Origin of the sequence: Micromonospora chalcea (assembly GCF_028768405.1) — a bacterium.
GTDB classification, from domain to species: Bacteria; Actinomycetota; Actinomycetes; order Mycobacteriales; family Micromonosporaceae; genus Micromonospora; species Micromonospora chalcea.
On record NZ_CP118233.1, the window covers coordinates 1,018,007 to 1,037,312 of the forward strand.

21 protein-coding genes are annotated in these 19,306 nt (G+C 74.5%); 9 read left to right on the forward strand and 12 right to left on the reverse strand.

Annotated features, from left to right (window positions below):
• Positions 1–26 precede the first annotated feature (26 nt).
• The gene (locus PVK74_RS04730) at positions 27–770 is read right to left on the reverse strand and encodes a PIG-L deacetylase family protein (protein WP_187693558.1); all 744 of its coding nucleotides are present in this window, start codon (positions 768–770) and stop codon (positions 27–29) included.
• Between the two features lie 187 nt (positions 771–957).
• Between PVK74_RS04730 and PVK74_RS04735 the strand changes: the two genes are divergently transcribed.
• Together PVK74_RS04735 and PVK74_RS04740 are read left to right on the forward strand one after the other, a co-directional pair.
• Positions 958–1,260, forward strand: a complete 303-nt coding sequence (locus tag PVK74_RS04735; protein WP_026268594.1) for a hypothetical protein — start codon at positions 958–960, stop codon at positions 1,258–1,260.
• Between the two features lie 3 nt (positions 1,261–1,263).
• Complete coding sequence (locus PVK74_RS04740; RefSeq protein ID WP_187693559.1) at positions 1,264–2,538, forward strand: cupin domain-containing protein; 1,275 nt, start codon at positions 1,264–1,266, stop codon at positions 2,536–2,538.
• Positions 2,539–2,621: 83 nt separating this feature from the next.
• Here the strand turns inward: PVK74_RS04740 and PVK74_RS04745 are convergent, their stop codons facing one another.
• From PVK74_RS04745 to PVK74_RS04765, 5 genes are all read right to left on the reverse strand, one after another.
• Entirely contained in the window at positions 2,622–3,293 is a 672-nt protein-coding gene (locus tag PVK74_RS04745; protein WP_187693560.1) for a hypothetical protein, read from the reverse strand.
• On the reverse strand, positions 3,290–5,962 hold the full coding sequence (locus PVK74_RS04750) for an FtsK/SpoIIIE domain-containing protein (RefSeq protein WP_187693561.1): 2,673 nt from the start codon (positions 5,960–5,962) through the stop codon (positions 3,290–3,292). The genes PVK74_RS04745 and PVK74_RS04750 overlap by 4 nt, the downstream gene beginning before the upstream one ends.
• Positions 5,955–6,833, reverse strand: coding sequence for a hypothetical protein (locus PVK74_RS04755; protein ID WP_069089807.1), 879 nt, complete (start codon positions 6,831–6,833; stop codon positions 5,955–5,957). The genes PVK74_RS04750 and PVK74_RS04755 overlap by 8 nt, the downstream gene beginning before the upstream one ends.
• 9 nt (positions 6,834–6,842) lie before the next feature.
• Positions 6,843–7,103, reverse strand: coding sequence for a hypothetical protein (locus PVK74_RS04760; protein WP_030504016.1), 261 nt, complete (start codon positions 7,101–7,103; stop codon positions 6,843–6,845).
• Between the two features lie 174 nt (positions 7,104–7,277).
• Positions 7,278–7,655, reverse strand: coding sequence for a PIN domain-containing protein (locus tag PVK74_RS04765; RefSeq protein ID WP_043324447.1), 378 nt, complete (start codon positions 7,653–7,655; stop codon positions 7,278–7,280).
• A gap of 112 nt (positions 7,656–7,767) precedes the next feature.
• Here PVK74_RS04765 and PVK74_RS04770 point away from each other — a divergent pair, with 112 nt between their 5' ends.
• The 3 genes from PVK74_RS04770 (at position 7,768) to PVK74_RS04780 (ending at position 10,900) form a co-directional block, all read left to right on the forward strand.
• Entirely contained in the window at positions 7,768–10,317 is a 2,550-nt protein-coding gene (locus PVK74_RS04770; protein WP_064446117.1) for an ATP-dependent Clp protease ATP-binding subunit, read from the forward strand.
• 62 nt (positions 10,318–10,379) lie between these two features.
• Entirely contained in the window at positions 10,380–10,550 is a 171-nt protein-coding gene (locus tag PVK74_RS04775; protein ID WP_166456064.1) for a hypothetical protein, read from the forward strand.
• Entirely contained in the window at positions 10,550–10,900 is a 351-nt protein-coding gene (locus PVK74_RS04780; protein WP_043324444.1) for a DUF3140 domain-containing protein, read from the forward strand. Before PVK74_RS04775 ends, PVK74_RS04780 begins: the two co-directional genes overlap by 1 nt.
• 47 nt (positions 10,901–10,947) lie before the next feature.
• Here the strand turns inward: PVK74_RS04780 and PVK74_RS04785 are convergent, their stop codons facing one another.
• The 3 genes from PVK74_RS04785 to PVK74_RS04795 are packed head-to-tail and all read right to left on the reverse strand — an operon-like array spanning position 10,948 to position 12,856.
• Positions 10,948–11,184: a hypothetical protein gene (locus PVK74_RS04785; RefSeq protein ID WP_043324442.1), complete on the reverse strand. Its 237-nt coding sequence runs from the start codon at positions 11,182–11,184 to the stop codon at positions 10,948–10,950.
• Positions 11,185–11,204: 20 nt separating this feature from the next.
• Positions 11,205–12,191, reverse strand: a complete 987-nt coding sequence (locus tag PVK74_RS04790) for a LysR family transcriptional regulator (RefSeq protein WP_043324440.1) — start codon at positions 12,189–12,191, stop codon at positions 11,205–11,207.
• Positions 12,192–12,238: 47 nt separating this feature from the next.
• Positions 12,239–12,856 carry a hemerythrin domain-containing protein gene (locus PVK74_RS04795; RefSeq protein ID WP_043324439.1) on the reverse strand — a complete coding sequence of 206 codons (618 nt, stop codon included), beginning with the start codon at positions 12,854–12,856 and terminating at the stop codon, positions 12,239–12,241.
• Between the two features lie 127 nt (positions 12,857–12,983).
• On the opposite strand from PVK74_RS04795, the gene PVK74_RS04800 reads away from it, so the two are divergent.
• Both PVK74_RS04800 and PVK74_RS04805 read left to right on the forward strand, forming a co-directional pair.
• Positions 12,984–14,312: a M20/M25/M40 family metallo-hydrolase gene (locus tag PVK74_RS04800; protein ID WP_043324436.1), complete on the forward strand. Its 1,329-nt coding sequence runs from the start codon at positions 12,984–12,986 to the stop codon at positions 14,310–14,312.
• Positions 14,313–14,374: 62 nt separating this feature from the next.
• Complete coding sequence (locus PVK74_RS04805) at positions 14,375–15,028, forward strand: hypothetical protein (protein WP_030504008.1); 654 nt, start codon at positions 14,375–14,377, stop codon at positions 15,026–15,028.
• A gap of 54 nt (positions 15,029–15,082) precedes the next feature.
• Here PVK74_RS04805 and PVK74_RS04810 read toward each other — a convergent pair whose 3' ends face one another.
• Together PVK74_RS04810 and PVK74_RS04815 are read right to left on the reverse strand one after the other, a co-directional pair.
• Positions 15,083–15,274, reverse strand: a complete 192-nt coding sequence (locus tag PVK74_RS04810) for a DUF5703 family protein (RefSeq protein WP_043324435.1) — start codon at positions 15,272–15,274, stop codon at positions 15,083–15,085.
• A 70-nt stretch (positions 15,275–15,344) separates the two neighbouring features.
• Positions 15,345–16,313: an aldo/keto reductase gene (locus PVK74_RS04815; protein ID WP_030504007.1), complete on the reverse strand. Its 969-nt coding sequence runs from the start codon at positions 16,311–16,313 to the stop codon at positions 15,345–15,347.
• A 163-nt stretch (positions 16,314–16,476) separates the two neighbouring features.
• Here PVK74_RS04815 and PVK74_RS04820 point away from each other — a divergent pair, with 163 nt between their 5' ends.
• Entirely contained in the window at positions 16,477–17,529 is a 1,053-nt protein-coding gene (locus PVK74_RS04820) for an LLM class F420-dependent oxidoreductase (RefSeq protein WP_274478291.1), read from the forward strand.
• The gene (locus PVK74_RS04825; RefSeq protein ID WP_043324430.1) at positions 17,526–18,362 is read left to right on the forward strand and encodes an undecaprenyl-diphosphate phosphatase; all 837 of its coding nucleotides are present in this window, start codon (positions 17,526–17,528) and stop codon (positions 18,360–18,362) included. Before PVK74_RS04820 ends, PVK74_RS04825 begins: the two co-directional genes overlap by 4 nt.
• A gap of 57 nt (positions 18,363–18,419) precedes the next feature.
• On the opposite strand, the gene PVK74_RS04830 is transcribed toward PVK74_RS04825, so the two are convergent.
• A complete protein-coding gene (locus PVK74_RS04830) occupies positions 18,420–19,007 on the reverse strand; it encodes a hypothetical protein (RefSeq protein ID WP_274478292.1) in 588 nt (195 codons plus the stop codon).
• Positions 19,008–19,306 lie beyond the last annotated feature (299 nt).

A 19,306-nucleotide genomic window follows, 5' to 3' on the forward strand; every position in this document is an offset into this window, starting at 1 on the left:
GACGGCGTCCCGACCGTCGCCGCGCCCTACTGGAGGTTGATCTGGAACACCTCGAACGTCGCGCCGAAGCGCGCGCCGAGCCGGCTCCCGGCCGGCCGGGCCATGCCCTCCAGGAACTCCTCGGCGTCGAAACCGCCGTCGCCGAGTCCGGTCAGGTACGCCCCGTGCGCCCGCAGCGACGCCACGCCCTTGTCGAACGTGTCGGTCACGTCCACCCCGTGCCGGGCGGCCGGCGACCCGGCCGCCCACACCTCGCGGACCCGCGACCACGGCTGCGTGCCGTCGGTGAGCTGCTCCGGGAAGATCCACCGGTTGCCGGCGTCGCGGACCGCGTCCAGCGTGGCCCGGCCGCAGGCGATGTGGTCGGCCTGGTTCAGCGCGTACGCCCCGTCCCAGGTCTCCCGGAAGTTGTTCGTCAGCACCACGTCCGGCCGGTGCCGGCGCACCACAGCGGCGATGGCGCGGCGCAGCGGCACACCGTACTCCAGCAGCCCGTCGGGCAGGCCGAGGAACTCGACCACTGACACCCCGACCACGGCGGCGGAGGCGCGCTGCTCCTCCTCGCGTACCACCCGGGCGCGCTCCGGCGTCATCCCGTCGATGCCCGCCTCGCCGCTGGTCAGCAGGCAGTAGACGACCTCCTTGCCCTGGGCGGTCCAGCGCGCCACCGCGGCGGCGGCGCCGAACTCCAGGTCGTCGGGGTGCGCCACCACTGCGAGCGCCCGCTGCCAGTCCTCGGCCAGTGGGGTGAGCGGCTCCGGCTGCGTCACGTGGACCTCCTCGCACGTCGTCCTTCCGTCATCCTGGCATCCGCCGGTCCCGGACGCTTGCCCCGCGAACCGTCCGTACGACGGTGTCCGGGCGTCTACGGTGTGGTTAGAGAAGATCGGGCGTGGGGTACCACCCGCTGCACACGGACCCCGGCACCACGCGGGGCGGCACACCGAGGGAGCACCCATGGCATTGAACGACGACGACATCCAGAGCAGCGGCGGCAGCGGCCTGGAGGGCCCCGCTGACGGCGGTGCCACCCCGGGTCAGCACGACGGTGGCGCGGACGGCGGCGCGGAGGGCCCGGCCGACGGCGGCGCGACTCCGGGTCAGCACGACGGTGGCGCGGACGGCGGCGCCGAGGGTCCCGCCGACGGCGGCGCGACTCCGGGTCAGCACGACGGTGGCGCCGACGGCAGCGCGGAGGGCCCGGCCGACGGTGGCGCGACGCCGGGTCAGCACGACGGCGGCGCCGACGGCAGCGCCTGACACATGAGCACGCACGTCGACCCGCCGGGTGGCCACGGCCGCCCGGCGGTTCCGCTTTCCGCCGCCGAGGCGCTGGCCCGGTGCGTAGCGGTGGAGCCGGCCAAGTTCGCCGCCGACCACTGGGGGCGCAGCCCGCTGCTGTCCCGCGCCGCGGAGCTGCCCAGCCCGGACGGCTTCACCGACCTGCTCAGCCCCGCCGACGCCGACGAGCTGCTCAGCCGCCGCGGCCTGCGTACCCCGTTCCTGCGGGTGGCCAAGGACGGCCGGCTCGTGCCGGCGGCGCGGTACACCGGCGGCGGCGGCGCGGGCGCCGAGATCGGCGACCAGGTCCTCGACGAGAAGATGCTGGCGCTCTACGCCGACGGCGCGACGCTGGTGTTGCAGGGCCTGCACCGCACCTGGCCGGCGATCGTCGACTTCGCCCGCGACCTGGGCGCCGCGCTGGCCCAGCCGTTGCAGGTCAACGCCTACCTGACCCCGGCCGGCAGCCAGGGCTTCGCCACCCACTACGACACCCACGACGTGTTCGTGCTCCAGGTCGACGGACGCAAGCACTGGCGCATCCACCCGCCGGTGCTGGCCGACCCGCTGGAGCGCCAGCCCTGGGGCGGCCGGGCCGACGAGGTCTCCGCGACCGCCGAAGGACGCCCCGAGCTGGACGTGGTGCTCTCTCCGGGCGACGCGCTCTACCTGCCGCGCGGCTGGCTGCACAGCGCCCAGGCGCAGGAGTTCAGCTCGCTGCACCTGACCGTGGGCATCCGGGCGCTGACCCGGTACGCGGTGGTCGAGGAACTGCTCGCGCTGGCCGCCGAGGACGCGCGGCTGCGCGCGAGCCTGCCGTTCGGGCTGGACCTGGCCGACCCGGACGCGATCGAGCCGGAGCTGACCGAGACCGTCGAGGCGCTGCGCGACTGGCTGCTGCGGGCCGACCCGGCGGCGGTGGCCGGCCGGCTGCGTGCCCGGGTCTGGCCGGCGGCCCGCCCGGCGCCGATCCGGCCGCTGGCCCAGGCCGAGGCGCTGGCCCGGCTGAGCGCGGACAGCGAGGTCGCGGTGCGCGGCGGCCTGCGCTGGCAGCTCACCCCGGCCGCCGACGGACGGGTCACGCTGCGCGTGCCCGACCGCACGCTCACCCTGCCCGGCACCTGCGAGGCGGCGCTGCGCGCGCTGCTCACCGGCGAGGTGACGAGGGTCGGCGACCTGCCCGGCCTCGACGACGACGCCGACCGCCTGGTGCTGGCCCGCCGGCTGCTCAAGGAGGCAGTCCTGGTTCCCGCCTGACCCGATGATCATGAGGTTGACCGGCGGCGCGACGGCGTGTCGCGCCGCCAACCTCATGATCGCCGGCGGGTGAGGGGCGGCGGTCAGCGGGTGTAGGTCACCGTCAGCAGGAGCAGGGTCGTCGCCAGGCCGGAGACGGCCACCAGGATCATCGGGCGTGGGGTCAGCACGGCGTGGCGGCGGTCGGCCAGCAGCCGTGCGGGCGCCAGCCCGATCACCGGGCCGAGCAGCGTCACCACCAGCGCCAGCACCGGCAGACCCACCGCCAGGTCACCGCTGGCGCCGGCCGCCAGCGCTCGCGCCGCCACCCCCAGCGCGTACGCCACCAGCGCCCCGCCGATGCCGCAGGCGATCAGCAGCGGATTCACCGAGCCGGGCAGCTCGCCCGGGGCGCCGGTGCGCTCCAGCAGGTCCCGGACCGCGCGCAGCAGCGGCACCGGGTCACCGGCGGCCCCGCGTACCGGGCCGGGCGGGTCACCCAGCCGCCGGGCGCCCACACCGAGCCGGGCCCGCAACTGCGTCCACAGGTGAGTGACCTCGCCGTCGACCCGCTCGACCATCCGGGACGCCTCGGCCACCTCCGTCTCGGCCTGCCGCATCTGCTCGGCGGCCTCGGCGACCGCCCGGTCCGCGGCGGCCACCTGCTGGTCGTACCAGGTGTGCGCCTCGGCCCGCTGGGCGGCCACCCGGGCGGTCAGCTCGGCGAGCCGGCGGATCTGCGCGCTGTACGTCTCACTGGTAACCGGTTCGTTCATCGGGACGGACCATAAGGGATGATCACCTGTCCGGTGCGGTGCACCGCCCGGTCGAAGTAGAGACCGCGCCACGGCCGGGGATACCAGTCCGGCCCTCCGCTGCCCGGATACAGCGAGGAGCCCAGCTCACCGCCCTGCACGTCGAGGGCCACCCAGGCGCCGATCTGATCCGTGCGCGCGCCCGCGCCGCCCAGGTCGGCCCGCATCCGGGCCACGCCCCGCCACCAGGCCAGCACGTGCGTACGCCGTTCCGGCCCGTCGTGCAGGATCCGGCGCAGCTGCTCCAGCCCGGTGCGCGTACCGGCCTTGCCGGCGAGCGCCGCCGCGGCCGCGTCCACCGCGTACAGCAGCAGGAAGTGCGGGGTACGCGGCGCGCCCGGCGCGCCCAGCCCGTCACCTGCCTCGGCCATCAGCTCCGGCACCGTCTCCTCGTCGTACCAGGAGGCGTCCCCGGCCAGGTCCTCGTAGAGCGCGCGGGCGGCCGGGTCGGCGTCCGGGTCCAGGCAGGCGATGGAGAAGCGGGCCGCGCCGGGCGGGTACTGCCGGGCCAGCGAGCGGGCGGCGGCGTCGAGCACCGCGCACGCCTCGTCCACCCGGGTGCCCAGCACCGCCAGGTTGCGGCCCGGGGCGCGGGGCAGCCGCAGCGCCGCCGAGCGGGCCTGCACGTCGATGATCTCGCCGAGCAGCGCCACCGGGTTGCGCGGGACGCCCTGCTCCGGCGCGGTCAGCGCGCGGAAGTCCGGCGCGTCGGCCAGCTTCGGGATCGCGTCGCCGTCGAACAGCCGGGCCGGCGCGGCGTCCTGCGGGCGCATCCGCCACAGCCGGTGCTGGAGCTCGCTCCACGTCTCCCAGTCGCTGGCCGACGGGATGCGGGCCACCTCGTTCCCCTCGGCCAGGCCCGACTCGGCGTTGATGACCGCGTGGTGGCGGGGCAGCGACTGCGCCGCGTCGTTGCGCTCGGCCAGGATGCGCAGCGCCTTCGGCAGCGCGATCCGCAGCGTGAACTGGGCGACCAGCGCGGGCCGCCCCCACAGCGCCTCGATGCCGCGTACGTCCTGCGAGGCGAGCACCAGGTGGATGCCCTGCGACCGGCCCCGCCGGGCCAGGTCCTCCAGCAGGTCGGCGGCCTCCCGGGCGACCACGTCCCGGCCGGCGAGCAGCGCCTGGAACTCGTCCACCACGGCCACGATGCGTGGCCAGTGCCCGTCCGGGTCCACCGCGCGCAGCTCGGCGAGCTTGGTGACCTCGTGCTTCTTCGCCGCGTCGGCGCGGCGGCGCAGCTCCTCGGCGAGGAAGCGCAGCAGCGCCAGGCCGAACTCCCGGTCGGTGTTGACGTTGATGCCGACCAGCCGCATGTGCGGCAGCCAGCTGGGGTCGCGCCGACCCTGCGCGAACCGGGCGAAGGACACGCCCTCCTTGAAGTCCAGCAGATAGAACTCCAGCTCGGCGGGGGAGTAGCGGGCGGCGAGCGCGCCGATCCAGGCGAAGATCAGATTGGTCTTGCCGGTGCCGGACGGGCCGCCGATCAGCGCGTGCGGCGGGTAGTCGCCGAGCGTGAGCAGCACCTGCCGCCCGTGCGGGCCCTCGCCGACCGGCGCGCTGAGCCCGTGCGACGAGTCCTCCCGCCAGTACTCGTCCGGCGGCGGGAGCAGGTCGGTGAACGGCGTCGGGGGAGGGCCGGCGGCGACCCGGGAGGCAACCGCGCGGCAGGTCTCGGTGACCAGCGCGGGTGGCGGCGGCGCGTCGAGCCGCACCGGCAGCCCGGCCACCCGGGCGTCGTCCGGCTCGACCACGATCCGGGTGACGGTCGGGTCGTCGGGCAGCTCGATGCCGCGGACCACCAGGTGCACGCCGCACGCGGCGCCGGTGCGTACCACCCGGTCGAGCTGGCCGCGCTCGTGCCGGGACAGCTCGTCACCGCCGAGCAGCACCGCCACCCGCCACGGCTCCGGGCGGCGTCCGGTGGCGGCGGCCAGGTCGCGCAGCGAGGCGTACTCACCGGCCAGCACCGTGGCGTTGATCCGGCGGATCTGCTCCACCAGGTCGTCCAGCAGCCGGCCCAGGCCACCCGGTCCGACGAACGTGAGCAGCCCGGCGGTGCCGAGCGGGGCGAACCCGGCCAGCCCGCCGCCCAGGTGCTCCGGGTCGTAGCCGTACAGCCGCACCGCGCCCGGGTCGGCGCGGCCGACCGAGCGCAGCAGCAGCGCGGGCACCACCGCCGCCAGGCCGTCCCGGTCGCCGCCGGCCAGGTGCGCGTGCCCGGCGTCGAGCAGCGGCACGAGCGCGGGCACCGGTTCGGCGCCGTCGAGGCGTACCGTGCCGACCCGCAACGCGCCCGGTGGCTCGGACCGGCCGGCGGGGGTGGCCTGCCAGCGGTCCCAGGGCGCGGACGCCGCGCCCGGCGCCTCCCGCTGCGCCGCGGCGGCGGCCCGGCGGGCCAGCTCCGCGAGGCGGGCGGTGTGCCGGGCGTCGATCTCGGCCAGGCGCCGGTCGCGGGCCGCGCCCACCCGGGCGGGCACCGCGGCGGCGGCTTTGCGGGTACGCGCCAGCCGCTCCCGGCTCGCGGTCAGTTCCGCCTCGGCGGCGGCGAGCCGGGTACGGGTGGTGCCCAGGGCCTCGGAGAGCATCCCCCGGACCCGCGTCACCAGTTGCGTGCGGACGTCAGCCACGGGACGTCTCCCGTTCGTCGGTGTCCTTCGGCAGGTCCCGGCCGAGCCGGTCGAGCAGCACCCCGGTGAGCACGCCGGCGGTGACCGCAGGGTCGGCCGCGTGCGGCTGCTCCGCGTCGTCGTCGCGGCGCGGCGGGGGCATCCGGCACACCCGGGTCAGCAGCGTGTCCAGCACCGGCCGCGGCAGGCCGGGCAGCAGGTCACGGACCCGGGACTCCAGCGCGCCGCGCAGCCGGGGCAGGTCGTCCGCGCGGGGCGGGTGGCCGAGCAGCTCACCGGCCAGCTCGCGCAGCAGCGGCGGGGCGATCGCGGCCAGCCCCAGCCCCACGTCGGCGTGCGCGCCGCGCAGGTCGCGGTGCAGCCGGTCCCGGTCACCGGAGCGGACCCCGGCGACCACCCGGCGCAGCAGCTCCCGGGAGTCCCCGACGCGCTCGTCCGGCTCGTCGGGCGATCCCTCCCGGCCGCCGGTCAGCTCCGCCACCCGTACCGCCCACCAGCGCCGTACCGCGGGTTGCTCGCCCGGCTCGGGCGCGGCGCCCGGCGCGGGCGGCGCCTCGCCGCGCGGCGTGTCGTGCCTGGGCGGCCGCTCGCCCGGCGGGGCCGGCGGCGCGCCGTCGGGGGCCAGCCCGATCGCGGCCAGGTACGCGGTGAGCTGCTCCTGCGCCACACGCAGCGCGTAGCCGGCGGTCTCGGCGTGCTCGGTGGCCGAGGACAGCTCCGGCACCCCCATCGGGTCGGCCGACTCCTGGCGTACCCAGCGCAGCCGCTCCTGCGCCTGGCCGAGCTTCTCCAGCGCGGCGGCGAGCTGTGCCAGCGGCAGGTCCTCGGCGGCGGCGCGGACCTGGGCGCCGATGTCCTCGACGATGGACACGGCCCGGCCTCAGAGCGTCGCGACGTAGAGTTGCGCCTGCTCGACCGCGACGAGTGTCGCGGCGAGACACTCCTCCAGCTCCTGGCTGGCCTGTGTCAGCGAGGCCTGGGCCGCCTCGACCGTCTCGTGGCCGCTGCCCTCCAGCGCGCCGGCCAGGGTCTGCTGTGCCTCGGCCAGCTTCTCGCCCGCTGCCTGCACCGCTGTCTGGCCGTCACCGATCTGCTGGAGAGCGACATCGATGGCGGCCTTCAGCTCGGCGACGCTCGCCACGGAACCTCCTGGGGGCAAAAGAGATCTCCATTACAACCCATCGGAACGAGTGGGCGAGCATCCACCCTCAGGCGGTTGTCGCCCGCGTGTCCGGTTGTGCCCCTGACGTGCGCGAAGACCTCGCCGCCGGTCCCGTCGGCGAGCCCGCCGGTCCCGTTGACGGAACCGGATGATCTAGCGGCCGAGCCAGCGCGGGCCGCGTACCTCCGCGCCGAGCGCGGTCACCCGCTCGCGCAGCTCCCGGTCGGCGGTGACCACCACCCGCCGCCGCTGCGGCGCGGCGGCCACCAGCTCCACCACCGTGTCGTCGCCGGAGCCGGGCGCGGACACCACCTCGACGCCGGGCGCCGAGGTGACGTGCCGGGCCGCGCCCTCCACCACCAGCACCACCTGCACCGGCGGGGGTAGCTCCGGCGGCAGGCCCGCCTCCCCGACGGACGCCAGCGCGTCGCGCAGGCGCGCGGCCGCGCCGGCCCGGTCCCGCCACCAGCCGTCCGGGCGCGAGCCCACCACGTTCGCGCCGTCCACGACCAGCAGCGGTCTGCTCTCCATGCCCTCAGCCTGCCATCCGGTCGCGTTTGTCGCGCCGACCGCCGGGTAGCCACCGCCGACCGTGCCGCGCGTGCCGGGTACCGGTCGTGCCGACCGACTGCGGAGGACGATGATGATGGGACCGGGTGACTTCGGCAACGACCCCTGGGACGAGTTCCTGGCCCGATACTTCGGCCGGGGCGAGGGGGGACGCCGACCGGCGCACCGGGTCGACATCACCCGACTGATGACCGCCGACGCCCGGGAGATGCTCGCCGACGCGGCCCGCCGGGCCGCTCAGAAGCACAGCAACGACCTGGACACCGACCACCTGCTCTGGGCGGCGTTGCAGCGCGAGCCGCTGCGCGACCTGGTACGCCGGGCCGGCGCCGACCCGGACACGCTCGTCAACGCGCTCGGCGGGCGGGGTGAGGGCGCGCCCCGGGGCGAGGTGCCGCCGAACCTGTCGCTGACCCCGGCCGCGAAGCGGGCGCTGCTGGACGCGCACCAGCTCTCCCGCGCGATGGGCGCCAACTACATCGGTCCCGAGCACATCCTGATGGCGCTGCCGCTGAACCCCGAGTCGCCGGCCGGCCGGATGCTCGCCGCCGGCCGGATCCAGCCGGAGTCGTTGCAGGCGGCCAGCGCCGAGCGGGGCGCGGCCGGCACGCCGCGCCCGGACCGCGGCACCCCCACCCTCGACCAGTACGGGCAGGACCTCACCGAGCTGGCCCGGATGGACCAGATCGACCCGGTGATCGGCCGCGCCGACGAGATCGAGCAGGCGGTGGAGATCCTGTCCCGGCGGACCAAGAACAACCCGGTGCTGATCGGCGAGGCCGGTGTCGGCAAGACCGCGATCGTGGAAGGGCTGGCGGAACGGATCTGCGACGGCGACGTGCCGCAGACGCTGATCGGCAAGCGGGTGATCCAGCTCGACCTGTCCGGCCTGGTCGCCGGCACCCGCTACCGGGGCGACTTCGAGGAACGCCTGAAGAAGGTGATCGACGAGATCCGCGCCCACCGCGACGAGCTGATCATCTTCCTGGACGAGATCCACACGCTGGTCGGCGCCGGCGGCGCCGGCAGCGAGGGCGGGATGGACGCGTCGAACATGCTCAAGCCGGCCCTGGCCCGCGGCGAGCTGCGGGTCATCGGCGCGACCACGCTCGACGAGTACCGGCGCAGCATCGAGAAGGACGCCGCGCTGGCCCGCCGGTTCCAGCCGGTGCTGGTGCCCGAGCCGAGCGTGGAGGACACCGTGGCGATCCTGCGCGGGCTGCGCGACCGGTACGAGGCGCACCACCAGGTCCGGTTCACCGACGAGGCGCTGATCGCCGCCGGTGAGCTGTCCGACCGGTACGTCACCGACCGGTTCCTGCCGGACAAGGCGATCGACCTGATCGACCAGGCCGGCGCGCGGGTGCGGCTGCGGACGCGCACTCCCGCCGAGGACGTGCGCGAGCTGGAGCAGCAGCTCGAGGACACGCGCCGGGACAAGGAGCAGGCGGTCTCCGACGAGCAGTACGAGCGGGCCTCCGCGCTGCGCGACCGGGTCGCCGAGCTGGAGGACCAGGTGCGCCGCGCCCGCGGCGACGAGGGACCCAACCACGTGCCCGAGGTGGGGCCGACGGAGATCGCCGAGGTGGTCTCCCGGGCCACCGGCATCCCGGTCACCCAGCTCACCGAGGAGGAACGCGACCGGCTGCTGCGCCTGGAGGGGCACCTGCACGAGAAGATCATCGGCCAGGACGACGCGGTCAGCGCCGTCTCCGAGGCGGTGCGCCGCTCCCGTACCGGGCTGGCCGACCCGAACCGGCCGATGGGCAGCTTCCTGTTCCTCGGCCCGACCGGCGTCGGCAAGACCGAGCTGGCCCGCGCGCTGGCCGAGGCGCTGTTCGGCGAGGCGGACCGGATGGTCCGGGTGGACATGAGCGAGTTCCAGGAGCGGCACACGGTCAGCCGGCTGGTCGGCGCGCCGCCCGGGTACGTCGGCTACGAGGAGGCCGGCCAGCTCACCGAGGCGGTCCGCCGCCGCCCGTACGCGGTGGTGCTGCTGGACGAGATCGAGAAGGCGCACCCGGACGTGTTCAACATCCTGCTCCAGGTGCTCGACGACGGCCGGCTCACCGACAGCCAGGGCCGGACGGTGAACTTCAAGAACACCGTGCTGATCATGACGAGCAACCTCGGCTCGGAGCTGATCACCGGCGCCCAGCGCACCGTCGGCTTCGCCAGCGGCGCGCCCGGCCAGCAGGAGAGCGACGAGCTGCGGGAACGGCTGATGCGCCGGCTCCAGGAGAACTTCCGCCCGGAGTTCCTCAACCGCATCGACGAGGTGATCATCTTCCAGCGGCTGGAGGCCGAGCAGCTGCGCCAGATCACCGGGCTGCTGCTGGAGGAGACCCGCCGCCGCATGCACGCCCAGGACATCCAGGTGGACTTCAGGACCGCCGGCGTGGACTGGCTCGCCGAGCACGGCTACCAGCCGGAGTTCGGCGCCCGCCCGCTGCGCCGGGTGATCCAGCGCGAGGTCGACAACCGGCTGTCCCGGATGCTGCTGGAGAACGAGATATCCCCGGGGCAGAAGGTCATTGTCGACGCCCGCGACGACCAGCTGGTATTCGACGTCACCGCCGGTGAACGCGGGCACGCGGCAGCCACCACGTCTCATCCCCGATGACCGGCGACGGTCCGTTCCCACGGGCCGGACCGCCTCGTCACCGACGGATCGAAAGGGCGGACATGACCGAACCCGAGGAGGTCCCCGACGGCGACATCGGGGCCGGTGAGCCGATCGAGGCGGCCCCGACGGCGAACCCGTCCCGGGTGCGGGTGCCGCCGGAGGGCCTGAAGCAGCACACACCGAACGAGGGCGAGCCGGCATCCGGGCCGCCGCCGGCAGAGGAGGCGTGATGGCACGCGAGGCGCGACTCGACCCCGAGGTCGAGGTGATCTGGGACGACTTCCACGCCGAGGTGAACGTGTCCTCCGAGACGCTGCGGCAGTGGCTGCTGACCCGCGGCTCGGGGGAGGAGGCGTTCGGCCCCGGCCCGGACCTCGACCTGCCCGAACCCGGCCGGCAGATCCTCGCCGTGCTGCGCAAGCGCAAGGTGGACCTCACGCCGGAGGACATCGAGGTGATGCGCGAGGCGATCACCCGGATCCGGGAGCTGACCGCGCAGCGGCCACGCCGGGGCAACGCCGACGACGAGTGGCGGCACGCCCTGCTCGACCTCGGCCACGACGTCCTGATCGAACGCTGAGCCGGTACGCCGGCGCCCGGGCGGGTCACCCACCCGGGCGCCGGCGTCTACTCCGACTCCAGGCTGGGCAGCCGCAGCCCGGCCGCGTCCGCCGCGGCCAGCAGGTCGTCCCGGGCCCGCTCCGCACGGCTGAGCAGGTTGGCGTACTCGGTGACGTCGGCCGGGTCCGGCACCTCCGGCAGCCGCCGCAGGAACGCCTCCACCTCGGCGGCGGCGGTGGTGTGCGCGGTGGCCGCCTGACGCAGCAGCTCCCGCTGGTCGGCGGCCGGATACAGATCAGTCATGTCGCCGGTGTTACCCGGGTTCAGGCGATTCGCACCCCGCCGGTGCCGTTGGGCTGCACGCCGAACTCCGGGTGCGCCAGCAACCAGCCCAGATAGTCGGGATGGTTGGCCAGCGCGTCCGTGTACGCCGCCACCGCCGCCGCCAGCACCGGGTCGGCCACCGCGGCCGCCGGCACGTCCGGGTGCCAGCCGAGCAGCAGCCGCCAGCGCAGCGGCGAACCGGCCAGCCGCCGCGTGACCAGCCCGGCGACCGGCCGGAACGTGGCCTGGCACAACGCCACCGCCTCGCCCGCGTCCACCAGCTCCAGGGCGGCCCGCACGTCCGCCTCGTACACCTTCTTGGGGGTGAAGCCGGCGCGGGCGCACGCGGCGGCGAAGCAGTCGCCGAAGCAGCCGTCGCCCGGCGCGGCCACCCACCGCTCGTGACTCAGGTCGACCAGGTCGATCTCGGCGCGACCGGCCAGCGGGTGGGTCTGCGGCAGCAACACGCAGATCGGCTCCACCGCCACCTCCCGCCAGCTCAGCCCGAACCCCGCCGACGGCGTCGAGTCGCCGCACACCCCGGTGAGGGCGAAGTCGAGCCGGCCGCCGGCCACCATCTGCGCCAGCTCGTCCACCGACCACGAGGCGTACGTGGTGATCTGCGCGTCCGGCCGCTCGGCGGCGAGCCGGTGCACCAGCCGGCCCATGATCGGGCTGTTCACCCCGCCGAAGCGGTAGCGGCGCAGCGGGTCGCCCGCGCCGGCCATCCGGGCCGCCTCGTCCCGCAGGCCCTTCATCGCCGGCAGCAGCACCCGCGCCCGGTCCAGCACCAGTTCGCCCAGCGCGGTCGGGCGGGCGCCGCGGCGGTCCCGTTCGAACAGCGGCCCGCCCAGCGCCCGTTCGATCCGCTGAAGCTGGGCGGTCAACGCCGGCTGGGCCAGGCCGAGCGCCGAGGCGGCCTTGGTGACGCTCCCCGTCTCCGCGATCGCGCAGACCACACGCAGGTGTCGCAGCTCCAGATCCATACCGTGACGGTAGGACCACGAACCGATACGCGAAAGGGGCGATCGGCTCAGCTCTGGCGGCGGTGTTCCAGGTCACTCAGCCGGGTACGCCGTCCGGAGACCGCGTCGCGCACCTTGTCGAGCACCCCGACCGCCGGCTCGACGATCTTGTTCCAGGGCGGGGTGGCCGGCGTACCGGGGTGCGGCCGGGTCGGCGCCGCCTCCTCCGCGATCTCCCACCGGTTGCCCAGCCGGATCAGCTCGGCGTCGCTCGCCACCTCCCGCAGCGGCGTGACCAGCGCGGCGACGCGGCTGACGTGCCGGCGCACCCGCTCGGCCACGTCGGCGACCGCCGGGTCGTCCGCGCCGGACAGCTCCTTGAGCGCGGTCAGCAGCCCGGCGTCGGCCTCGATCTCCCGCTCCACCAGCTCGACGGCGTCCGGCATGGCGGCCCGGGCCGCCGGGAACAGGTACTGCTCCTCGGCCGACAGGTGCCGGGACACCGCGGCGGTCAGCACGTCCAGCACGTCGCGCCGCTCGGCCGCCGTCAGCGCCGCGTCGCTGACCCGGTCGGCCAGCCCCAGCAGCGCCCGGTGCTCGGTGTCCACGAGGTCGGCCACGCTTCGCCCACCCGGCCGGTACGCGTCGTCGGCGGCGGGCGGCAGCGGCGGCAGCGGGACGGTCATGGGGCCCTCCTCGTGACGGCCGGGGTCGATGTCCCGGGCGCCTCCGCCGGTACCCGGCCGGGAGATCCACGAAACCGCGGCGCGCACCGACGGCCGCGACGACCCCGCCTGCTGATATAAGGAAGCGATGACGAGCGACGCCCTCCCCGCCCGGCCCGACGCCACCGACGAGGTCGTGGACCTCTGCCGCGACCTGCTGCGCATCGACACCACGAACACCGGCGACAACGACACCAGCGTGGGGGAGCGGCGCGCCGCCGAGTACGTGGCGGAGAAGCTCGCCGAGGCCGGCGTCGACGCCGAGATCCACGAATCCGCCCCCGGCCGGGCGAACGTGGTCGCCCGCATCCCCGGCACCGAGCCGGGCCGCGACGCGCTGCTCGTGCACGGCCACCTCGACGTCGTGCCCGCCGACCCGGACGAGTGGTCGGTGCACCCGTTCTCCGGCGAGATCCGCGACGGCTACCTGTGGGGCCGCGGCGCGATCGACATGAAGGACTTCGACGCCATGGTCCTCGCCGTGGTCCGCGGCTGGCAGCGCGCCGGCGTCCGCCCCCGGCGCGACATCGTGCTCGCGTTCACCGCCGACGAGGAAGCCGGCAGCGACTACGGCGCGCACTTCCTCACCCAGCGGCACCGCGACCTGTTCGACGGCTGCACCGAGGCGATCGGCGAGGTCGGCGGCTTCTCCTACTCCGTGGACGAGCAGCGCCGGCTCTACCTGATCGAGACCGCCGAGAAGGGCATCGACTGGCTGCGCCTGCACGCCAAGGGCCGGCCCGGCCACGGCTCGATGATGCACGACGACAACGCGGTCACCGCGCTGGCCGAGGCGGTCGCCCGGATCGGCCGGCACCGCTTCCCGGTGGTGATGACCGACACCGTACGCGCCTTCCTGGCCGAGGTGTCCGACGTGCTCGGCATCGAGATCGACCCGGACGACCCGGAGACCGCGATCGCCAAGCTCGGCCCGATCGCCAACATCATCGGCGCGACCATCCGCAACACCGCCAACCCGACCCGGCTGGCCGCCGGCTACAAGGACAACGTCATCCCCGGCCGGGCCACCGCCACCATCGACTGCCGCAGCCTGCCCGGGCAGAGCGAGGAGCTGGAACGGCAGCTGCGCGAGCTGGTCGGACCGGACATCGCCATCGAGTACGTCCAGCGCCAGCCGGCCCTGGAGACCACGTTCGACGGTGACCTGGTGGCGGGCATGTCGGCCGCGCTGCGCGCCGAGGACCCCGGCGCCCACCCGGTGCCGTACATGCTCTCCGGCGGCACCGACGCCAAGGCGTTCTCCCGGCTCGGCATCCGCTGCTTCGGTTTCGCGCCGCTGCGGCTGCCCGCCGACCTCAATTTCTCCGGCCTGTTCCACGGCATCGACGAGCGGGTTCCGCTGGACGGACTACAGTTCGGCGTGCGGGTTCTGGACCGCTTCCTGCGTACCTGCTGACCGCGCCCACAGCGGCGCCGTCGGCACGGAACCCTCCCCCCATCGCGAAGGGACTGCCACACATGACCGACCAGCACGGTGAGCTGGATGCCGCCCTCGAGCGGGTGATCGACGCCGCTCGCGCCCACCTGGCCGCCGTCCGGGCCGCTCAGGGCCGGATCGACGACGACGCCGTCTGGCAGGCGTACGTCGCGTTGAACAACGCCTCGTTCGCCTACGACGAGCAGCTGCTCGACGCGTTCGGCGAGGTGACGCCCTGGGACGTGGAGTCGATCGACCCGGACGAGGCCGACGAGCGCTTCGGCGCCGTGGAGGGCGGCGAGCCCACCGACCCGCACCCGCGGGTCATCTCGGTGCGGCAGCGGCGTGACTACCGGGTGCCGAGCGTCGCCGCGCTGCTGCGTGCCGCCGAGGCGGCCCGCCGCGACGGCACCCCGGAGGACGACGAGCCGGCCCCGGTGGAGGGCGTCGGCGAGGCGGTGCTGGAGCTGCTGCAGAGCGGCGACGGCTCGCTGTCCGCGCTGGACGTGCCGGAGCTGGAGCCGCTCGACGGCGTGGTCATGGTCAGCGAGGTCGGCACCCCGGTCGACCTGGAGTCGTTCGACGACGACGACCCGGTCGGGCCGTTCCAGCCCGCCGCCGACGACCGGCTGGTCGGCCGGCTCGACGAGCACCCGTTCATGGAGCTCGACGAGGAGCACGACCACGCGCACTAGGCCGTGCGCGTCCCCGGGGCGGCGCCGCGTCGCGCGGCCCCGGGGACGGGCCCGTCAGTACGACAGGCCCGGCTGCGGCTTGTTCACCAGGCGGCGCCGCAGCACCACCTGCCGCGTGCCGTCCCGGTAGAGCCGCACCCGGGCCAGCTCCCAACCGGAGAACTCGGCCTGGATCGCCAGCTGCGCCGCGGCGGTCAGCCGATCGACGTTCGAAGGCAACCGCAGCGGCGCGTATTCGTAGTCCATGCCCCTATGCTGCCCAGGTCGCGGGCCCTCCGCCACCCCCTGACGGTGACCCGGACCGCCCCGGCGCGGCTCATCCGTCGCGCTCCGGGTAGCCCACCGGCACCGCCGACACGTCGTCCAGCGCCGTGACGATCTCCTCCGGCAGCGTCATCCGCTCCACCTGCAACGCGCCGAGCAGCTGCCCGACGGTCCGGGCGCCCAGGATCGGCGCGGTCACGCCCGGCCGGTCCCGGACCCAGGCCAGCGCCACCTCCAGCGGCGACACGCCGAGCCCGCCGGCCGCGATGGCGACCGCCTCCACGATGCTGGAGCAGCGCGGCTCCAGGTAGGTGGCGACGAACCGTTCGAAGTGCGGCGACACCGCCCGCGAGTCGGCCGGGCGGCCGTTGCGGTACTTGCCGGTCAGCACGCCCCGGCCCAGCGGCGACCAGGGCAGCACGCCCAGCCCCATCCCGGCGCAGGCGGGCAGCACCTCCCGCTCCACGCCGCGCTCCAGCAGCGAGTACTCCACCTGCGCGGCGACCACCGGGGCGCGCCCCGGCCAGGCGGCCTGCCAGGCGGCGGCGCGGGCGGTCTGCCAGCCGGAGAAGTTCGACACGCCGACGTAGCGGGCCTTCCCGCTCGACACGGCATGGTCCAGGGCCGAGAGCGTCTCCTCCAGCGGCGTGTCCGGGTCGTACCCGTGCACCTGCCACAGGTCGACGTGGTCGGTGCCCAGCCGGCGCAGCGAGGCGTCGAGCGTGCGCAGCAGGTGCCCGCGCGAGCCGTCCCGGCGGCGGCTGCCCGGCCGCAGCCCCGCCTTGGTGGCGATCAGCAGCTCGTCGCGGTCCACCAGGCTGCCCAGCAGCGAGCCGATCACCGATTCGGCGTCGCCGTCGGCGTACACGTCCGCGGTGTCCACGAGGTTGCCGCCCGCGTCGAGGAAACTCTTCAGCTGGGCGGCCGCGTCGTCGGCGTCGGTGTCGCGTCCCCAGGTCATGGTGCCGAGCGCGAGCCGCGATACCGCCAGCCCGCTTCGGCCGAGCGGTCGCTGTTGCATGCGTGAACCTTATTTCGAACCCGGCGTCACGGATATCCTCGCCGCAGTCAAGTTCCCGCGCGACATCAGACCGGTGTGACATGTTCGGGTGAGCCGGACGTCGAGGGCGCCACGCTCATTGCGTAACCTGATGCGACCTGTGGTGCGGATGGCGGGAGGATCAGTGCGACTCGGGCTCAACCTCGGATACCAAACGGCGTGGAGCACGCCGTTCGACCACCTGGCATTGGCCCAGGAGGCGGACCGGCTCGGCTACTCGGTCGTGTGGGCCGCGGAGGCGTACGGCTCGGACTCGCCGAGCATCCTGTCCTGGATCGCCGGACAGACGGAGCGGATCGACGTCGGGTCGGCGGTCATGCAGATCCCGGCCCGCTCGCCCGCCATGACCGCGATGACCGCGGCGACCATCGACACGATCTCCGGCGGCCGGTTCCGGCTCGGCCTGGGCGTGTCCGGCCCGCAGGTCTCGGAGGGCTGGCACGGCGTGCGGTTCGCCAAGCCGCTGGCCCGCACCCGGGAGTACGTGGACATCGTCAAGCTGGCGGTGGCCCGCAAGGAGGTCGCGTACGACGGCGAGCACTACACGCTGCCGCTGCCGGACGGCCCGGGCAAGGCGCTGCGGCTGGGCTTCCACCCGCCGCGCGAGCACATCCCGATCTACCTGGCCGCCGTCGGCCCGAAGAACCTGGAGCTGGCCGGCGAGATCGCCGACGGCTGGCTGGCCGTCTTCTACTCCCCGGAGCTCGCCGAGGAGCACCTCGCCTCGGTCCGGGCCGGCCGCGCCGCCGCCGGCAAGGAACTGGCCGGCTTCGACGTGGTGCCGTCCGTGCCGGTGGTGGTCGGCGACGACGTCGCCACCTGCGCCGAGCTGGTCCGCTGGTACGCCGCGCTGTACGTCGGCGGCATGGGCAGCCGCAAGCAGAACTTCTACAACCAGCTCGCCACCCGGATGGGCTACGGCGACGCGGCCCGCGAGGTCCAGGACCTCTACCTGGCCAAGCGGCAGCGCGACGCGGCCGCCGCCGTACCGATGGAGTTCATCGACCGCACCTCGCTGCTCGGCCCGAAGGAGCGCATCGCCGAGCGCATGCGGGAGTACGCCGCCGCGGGCGTGACCACGCTGTCGGTGTCGCTGTTCGTGGCCGACCGGGAGAGCGGGGTGCAGACCCTGCGGACCGTCGCCGAGGCGCTGGAGCTGTCCGGAGTCGGGGAGTGACCTGGATCGAGGCCATCGTCCTGGGCCTGGTCCAGGGGCTGACCGAGTTCCTTCCGGTGTCCTCGTCCGGGCACCTGCGGATCACCTCGGAGCTGTTCTTCGGCCGGGACGCGGGCGCGTCGTTCACCGCGGTGACCCAGCTCGGCACCGAGGCCGCCGTCCTGATCTACTTCGCCAAGGACATCTGGCGGATCGTCCGCACCTGGTGCCTGGGCCTGTTCGACCGCTCGGTGCGCTCCAGCCTCGACTACCGCATGGGCTGGTACGTCATCGTCGGCACCATCCCGATCGGCATCTTCGGACTGATCTTCAAGGACCAGATCCGCACCGCCGGCCGCAACCTCTGGCTGATCTCCTGCACGCTGATCATCGGCGCGGTACTGCTCGCCTTCGCCGAGTACTGGGGCCGGCAGACCCGTACGCTGGAGAACTTCCGGATGCGCGACGGCGTGGTGATGGGCTTCGCCCAGGCCGCGGCGCTCGTACCAGGCGTGTCCCGCTCCGGCGGCACGCTGACCGCGGGCCTGCTGCTCAACCTGACCCGGGAGACCGCGGCCCGCTACTCGTTCCTGCTGGCCATCCCGGCCGTGGTGATCTCCGGCGTGTTCAGCCTGCCGGACGTCTTCGAGCCGTCCGCGCCCGGCACCGCCGCGCCGAGCGTGGCGCAGATGGTGGTGGCGACGCTGATCGCGTTCGCCGTCGGGTACGCGGCCATCGCCTGGCTGCTGCGCTACGTCGCACACCACACGCTGTACGTCTTCGTGCTCTACCGGGTCGCGCTGGGCAGCCTGGTGATCTGCCTGCTGGCCACCGGCACGATCAGCGCCACCTGACGCTGTCATGCGAAAGGCCGGCACCCCGATGTTCGGGGTGCCGGCCTTCTGCTTGTCTCAGCTGTTCCAGTGCTCGGCGACCAGGTCGGCGGCCTGCTGCTCCCACTGGGCGTAGTGGTCGGGGTACGCGCTCACCTGGACGGTCTGGGCGGCGACGGTCAGCGGCATGTCGCGCCAGCCGTCGACCTGCTTGAGGCCCTTGAGGAACGCGGTGGTGGAGTACTCGGGGTCGGTGATCTGCTCGACCGTGCCCCAACCGCTGGAGGGGCGCTGCTGGAACAGGCCCTGCGAGTCGTGGTCGTTACGGTCACCCAGGTGGCCGAGGTTCTCCAGCTTCGACTCCTGCAGCGCGGTGGCGATGGACACGACGGCGGCGCGTTCGTCCATGCCGGCCTTCTTCGTGGCGGCGATGATGGCCTTGACGTTGGCGGTCTGCTCGTCGTCGAGGTCGATGCGGGACTGGGTGCCCTGCACGCCGTGCGGGATCAGCGCGGCGCTGTCCAGCTTCGCGGCCTGGGTGGTGGTGACCGCGGCGTCGCGGGTGGTGGGGGTGCTGGTGTCGTGGTTGAGGGGGCCGGCGGCGAGGCCACCGGCGACGGTCAGACCGGCGATACCGAGGATGCTCTTGCGCAGGATCGTGTTCATGAGGGGGCTCCATTCGGGGGTCGACGCACCCGGGGGCGAGTGCGTGGGCACCGTCAGGCGCTCAGAGAAGTCTTCGGGGGATCCGGCTCGCTGCCCGTGGCTGCGGGGGCCGGAGACATGTCCAACGACCGCCGCCCCGGGATCATTCCGGGGGCGCCGGGGGACGCTGCTGCGGTCGTTCACCAGGTATAACGCCCCCGCCCCGCCACCGATTCCGCCACCCGGGTGTCCCCGACCACCCCGAAACCAGACACCCACCCCACCCGACACCCCGGCTCACCCTCCCGTGACCCGGAAGC